At 66.0% G+C, this 5,125-nt stretch carries 4 protein-coding genes; all 4 read right to left on the bottom strand.

The genetic code is table 11. The features are described from left to right. On the bottom strand, window positions 1-995 hold a 995-nt coding region (locus tag ACU5AP_RS15890; RefSeq protein WP_446681515.1), incomplete at its 3' end, for a hybrid sensor histidine kinase/response regulator. Then, a complete protein-coding gene (locus ACU5AP_RS15895) occupies window positions 992-1,567 on the bottom strand; it encodes a chemotaxis protein CheB (protein WP_446681516.1) in 576 nt (191 codons plus the stop codon). The genes ACU5AP_RS15895 and ACU5AP_RS15890, both read right to left, overlap by 4 nt. Beyond that, window positions 1,564-2,388: a CheR family methyltransferase gene (locus ACU5AP_RS15900; protein WP_200165242.1), complete on the bottom strand. Its 825-nt coding sequence runs from the start codon at window positions 2,386-2,388 to the stop codon at window positions 1,564-1,566. Before ACU5AP_RS15900 ends, ACU5AP_RS15895 begins: the two co-directional genes overlap by 4 nt. A gap of 7 nt (window positions 2,389-2,395) precedes the next feature. Continuing rightward, a partial coding sequence (locus ACU5AP_RS15905) for a response regulator (protein ID WP_446681517.1) occupies window positions 2,396-5,125 on the bottom strand: 2,730 nt, incomplete at its 5' end.

A 5,125-nucleotide genomic window follows, 5' to 3' on the forward strand; every position in this document is an offset into this window, starting at 1 on the left:
GGCCCCTTCGACTGAGTGAACAGATCGAAGATGCGGCCCTGCATGTCATGCGGCACGCCCACGCCGTTGTCGGCGATGTCGATCCGCACCTCGTCCTGGACGACATCCGCGGAAACACGGATCTGTCCTTCGGACGGCGTGTATTTGGCGGCGTTGGTCAGCAGGTTGCTGACGACCTGCGACAGGCGGGTGAAATCGCCTTCGAGCCACAGGGGCTGGGAAGGCAGGGCGACCGTCAGGTCATGCGCGCCCGCCTCGATCTTGGGTCGGCTAGTGTCCACGGCGGACTCGATGACGCTCTGCAGACTCACACGCTCGCGCTGAAGGGAAATCTTGCCCTGATCGATCCGGGCGACGTCGAGCAGGTCTTCGATCAGCCGCGAGAGGTGGTGGGCCTGAACCTCCATCCGCGCCTGGATGTCGGCCTTGCGGTTCTTGTCCGACTGGCGCTCCAGAAGCTGAAGACCGGCGCGGAGCGCCATGATCGGGTTGCGCAACTCATGGCCCAGCATGGCGATGAAGTCGTTCTTGCGGCGGTCCGCCGCGCGCAGGGCGTTGGCGTAGGCCTCCAGTTCATCGCGCTGGGCGAGAATCTCCCTGCGTTGGCGATAGAGGTCGATGAAGACGTTCGCCTTGCTGCGCAGGATGTCGGTTTCGATCGGTTTCTGGATGAAGTCGACGGCCCCGGCCTCATAGCCCCTGAACCGTCGCTGCAGATCGGCGCTTCCCGCCGTGACGAAGATGATGGGGACGTGGCGCGCGTTCACATTGCCGCGCATGAACTCGGCCAACTGGAAACCGTCCATGCCTGGCATCTGCACGTCCACCAAGGCCAGGGCGACATCGTGGATCAGCAGCAACTCCAGCGCCTCGTCGCCCGAGCGGGCCTTCAGGCAGACGACGTCCTCCCGCTTCAGCAGCGCCTCCAGCGCGAGCAGGTTCTCTTCAAGGTCGTCGACCAGCAGAAGGTGAATCGGCTGTTCCGGGCTGCTCATTCTGTTCCGAGACCTTTCAGATGTTCGGCGATGCCTTCGAGCGGCAGGGCGACGGCCGCCGTGCAGGCGTTGCGGGCGGCCTGGGGCATGGCCTGGGCGTAGGCGGCGGCGGGCTCCTCCACCAGGGCGACCCCGCCCGCGGCGGCGACGGCGCTCAGCCCGGCTGCGCCGTCCTCGTTGGCGCCGGTCAGGATCACCCCGGTCAGGCCGGCGCCGTAGGCGTCCGCCGCGCTTTCGAACAGCACGTCTATGGAGGGGCGGGAGTAGTTGACGGCTTCGTCGGAGGACAGGGCCATATCACCGTTGCTCTCGACCAGGAGGTGGTAGTCCGAGGGGGCGAAATAGACCACCCCGGGACGGGCGGTCTCCTTGTCTTCGGCCTCCTTGACCTCGACCCGGCATTTGGCCTCGAACAGAGGAGCCAGCACGTTGCTGCGATCGGCCGGGACGTGCAGGACGATGAAGATCGGCCAGGGGAAGTCCGCCGGCAGCGTCGGCAGAAGAGCGAGCAGGGCCTGCACCCCTCCGGCGGAGGCGCCGATCACCACGGCCCGGTCGGGGGACGGACTCATGGTTCGCGTTTCCTGTAGATCTTCTCCGCCGGGACAAACTCGGAGAAGGCGGCCGCATGGCGTGAGAAGCGCAGGCTTTCCTTCGATCCGATCCCCAGAAAGCCGTTGCGCGCCAGGGAGTCCCTGAAAAGGCCCACGGCGCGATCCTGAAGGCCTCGGTCGAAATAGATCATGACGTTGCGGCAGGAGATGAGTTGCATCTCGGCGAAGACGGCGTCCGTGACAAGGCTGTGGTCAGAGAAGACGACATTGGCGCGCAGCGACTTGTCGAATACCGCCCGACCGTAGTCGGCCGTATAGTAGTCGGACAGGGACGAGCGGCCGCCCGACTTCTGGTGGTTCTCGGTGAATTTGCGGATTCGATCGAGGGGATAGACCCCCGCTTCCGCGGCGCGCAGGGCGTCGGGATTGATGTCGGTGGCGTAGAAGAGGGTGCGGTCGAACAGGCCTTCCTCGCGGAACAGGATGGCCATCGAATACAGCTCCTCCCCGGCGCTGCACCCCGCGATCCACACCTTGAGCGAGGGATAGGTGCGCAGATGGGGCAGGACCTGCTCGCGCAGGGCGCGAAAGTAGCCGGGATCGCGGAACATCTCGCTGACCTGAACCGTCAGAAAGGCGAGCAGACGGGGCAGCATTTCGGGATCGTGCAGGGCCCGCTCCTGCAGGGCCGTCAGGCTCGGCATGCCGAAATGGCTGCGCGCCTGAATCAGACGGCGCTTGATCGACGCCCGCGCATACTGGCGAAAGTCGTAATGGTAGCGCTGGTATAGCGCCTCCAGCAGCAGACCGATCTCGATATCCTCGATCTCGTTCGTCATGGCGGGCTCAGCGGGGCATCCAGACGCGGACCAGGGACAGCAGCTTGTCCACGTCCAGCGGCTTGGCCATGTAGTCGTTCGCCCCGGCCGCCATACAGCGCTCCTGGTCGTCCGGCATGGCCTTGGCGGTGAGCATCAGCACCGGCAGCGTCTTCCAGCGCGGATCCTTTCTCATTTCACGCGTCGCCGTCAGGCCGTCCATGACCGGCATCATCACGTCCATCAGCACAAGGTCGACAGCCTTCGAAGGATCGGTCGAGGCCTGCTCCAGCGCCTCGAGCGCTTCCCTGCCGTTGCGGGCGATCTCCACCAGGGCGCCGCGCGGTTCAAGGACATTGGTCAGGGAGTAGACGTTGCGGACGTCGTCCTCGACGACCAGAATCCGGCGCCCTTCCAGCACGGCGTCGCGATTGCGCGCCTTGCGGATCATCTTCTGCTGCTCGGGCGGAAGCTCGGACACCACCTGATGGAGGAAGAGGGAGACCTCGTCGAGCAGCCGCTCCGGCGACTTGGCGCCCTTGATGATGATGGAGCTCGAATAGCGGCGCAGCTGCTGCTCGTGATCGGGCGACAGATCGCGCCCCGTATAGACGATCACGGGCGGGAAGCCATGGCCGCCCTCGCGGCTGAGGGTCTCCAGCAGGGAGAAGCCCGACGCGTCAGGCAGGGTGAGATCCAGCACCATGCAGTCGAAGGTCTGGGTTCTGAGTTGCTCCAGGCATTCGGCGGCGGTGCCCACGCCTACGGTTTCTACGTCGCCGGAGGCCAGCAGGCGGCTCACCGCGTCGCGCTGGACCAGATCGTCCTCCACGATGAGCACGCGACGCACGGTGCGGGTCAGCGTGTCCTCGAGGGTGCGCAGAACCTCGGCGAGATCCTCGCGCTTCACCGGCTTGACCAGATAGCCGATGGCGCCCAGCGACAGGGCGGTCTGGCTGTGATCCTCGGCCGAGACGACGTGGATGGGGATGTGGCGGGTGTCATCGTCGCGCTTCAGCACGTCGAGAACGGTCAGCCCCGACTGATCGGGCAGGCCCACGTCCAGCACGACCGCGCTGGGACGATGGCGCTTGGCCAGCTTGAGAGCCTCCTGGGCCGTGCCCGCCACGATGCACTGGAAGCCCAGCTCGCGGGACAGGTCGCGGACGATGGCGGCGAAGCGGTCGTCGTCCTCGACAACCAGCAGCAGGCGGCGCGTTCCGGCCAGATGGTCGCGGTCGTCCTCGATGCTCGCAGACACTGACTGACGCCGCTCGGGAGGCGGTTCCGACTGGGGCGAAACATGCGGGGCAGGGGCAGGCGTCTCGCGCGGAGCGACCTGCGCAGCGTCATAGGCGCGCGGCAGGGTCAGAGTGAAGACGCTCCCTTCGCCCACTCGGCTTTCCAGCGTGATCCGTCCGCCGAGCAGGCGCGCCAGTTCGCGCGAGATCGACAGGCCCAGGCCCGTGCCGCCGTATCTGCGGCTAATGGTTCCGTCGGCCTGCTGGAAGGCCTCGAAAACCCCCTTCTGCTGCTCGGGGGATATGCCGATGCCGGTATCCGACACGGCGAAGGCGATCCTGTCGCCGGGCTGGGCCGATATACCGAGCTTCACACCGCCGCTTTCGGTAAATTTGAAGGCGTTCGACAGCAGGTTCTTGAGGATCTGCTCCAGCCGCTGGCGATCCGTCTCCATCAGATCGGCTCCAGCGTCCAGCTCGATCTCGAAGACCAGACCGCGGTCGTCCGCCACCGGCTGGAAGAGTTGCCGGACGTCCTCCGTCAACCGCTGCATCGACACCGCCTCGGGACGCGCCTGAATGTGGCCTGCCTCGATCTTGGACAGGTCGAGGATGTCGTTGATCAGGGCCAGGAGATCATTGCCGGACGACTGAATCGTGCGGGCGTAGTTGACCTGTTCCTCCGACAGCGTTTCCTCTGGATTGTCGGCCAGGAGCTTGGACAGGATCAGCAGGGAGTTGAGCGGGGTCCGCAGCTCATGGGACATATTGGCCAGGAAGTCGGACTTGTACTGGCTGGCCTGCTCGAGTTCGCGCGCCTTCAGCGTCAGGGCCGAGGCGCCGCGCTCCAGATCGTCGCGCTGGGTTTCCAGCAACTGGGCTTGTTCCTCCAGTTGGCTGTTGGTCTGCTCCAGCTCCGCCTGCTGCTGCTCGAGGCGCGCCTGGGATTCCTTCAGCGCCCGACCCTGTTCCTCCAGCTCTTCGTTGGAGACGCGGAGCTCCTCGCTCTGGACCTGCAGCTCTTCGGCTTGGCGCTGGGTTTCCTCCAGCATGTTCTGCAGCTGGGCGCGGTAGCGGGCCGAGCGCAGAGCTGTGCCGATGGCCGGCCCGGTTTCTTCCAGCAGGGCCATAAGCCGTTCGTCCGGCGTTTGCAGAAAGCCGAGTTCCAGAACCGCATTGACCGCGCCGTCCGCCCGGGCGGGGGCGATCACCAGGTGCCTCGGCTTGTCGCGGCCGAGGGCCGAACCGATCGTCAGATAGCCCTCAGGCACGTCGGACAGCGTCAGAACCTGTCCTTCGGCCGCCACCTGCCCGAGCAGCCCTTCGCGCGGGCCGAAGCGTTCAGCAACGGGCGCGTCCGAAGGCACGCCGAGTGCGGCGATGCGCCGAAAGAGGCCGGCCTCGCCCTTGAACAGGGCGGCCGCCTGGACGCCGGCGTACCGTCCCAGATAGGCGAGAATGCTGTCCCCCAGCTGTTCCAGCGACTGATCGCCCATCATGGCGGCGCCGAGGCCCAC

It is taken from the genome of Brevundimonas sp. RM1, assembly GCF_052907225.1.

Coding starts and splice junctions, on each gene's coding strand:
- ACU5AP_RS15895 (WP_446681516.1), bottom strand. CDS start 1,567: ATGAGTCCGTCCCCCGACCGGGCCGTGGTGATCGGCGCCTCCGCCGGA.
- ACU5AP_RS15900 (WP_200165242.1), bottom strand. CDS start 2,388: ATGACGAACGAGATCGAGGATATCGAGATCGGTCTGCTGCTGGAGGCG.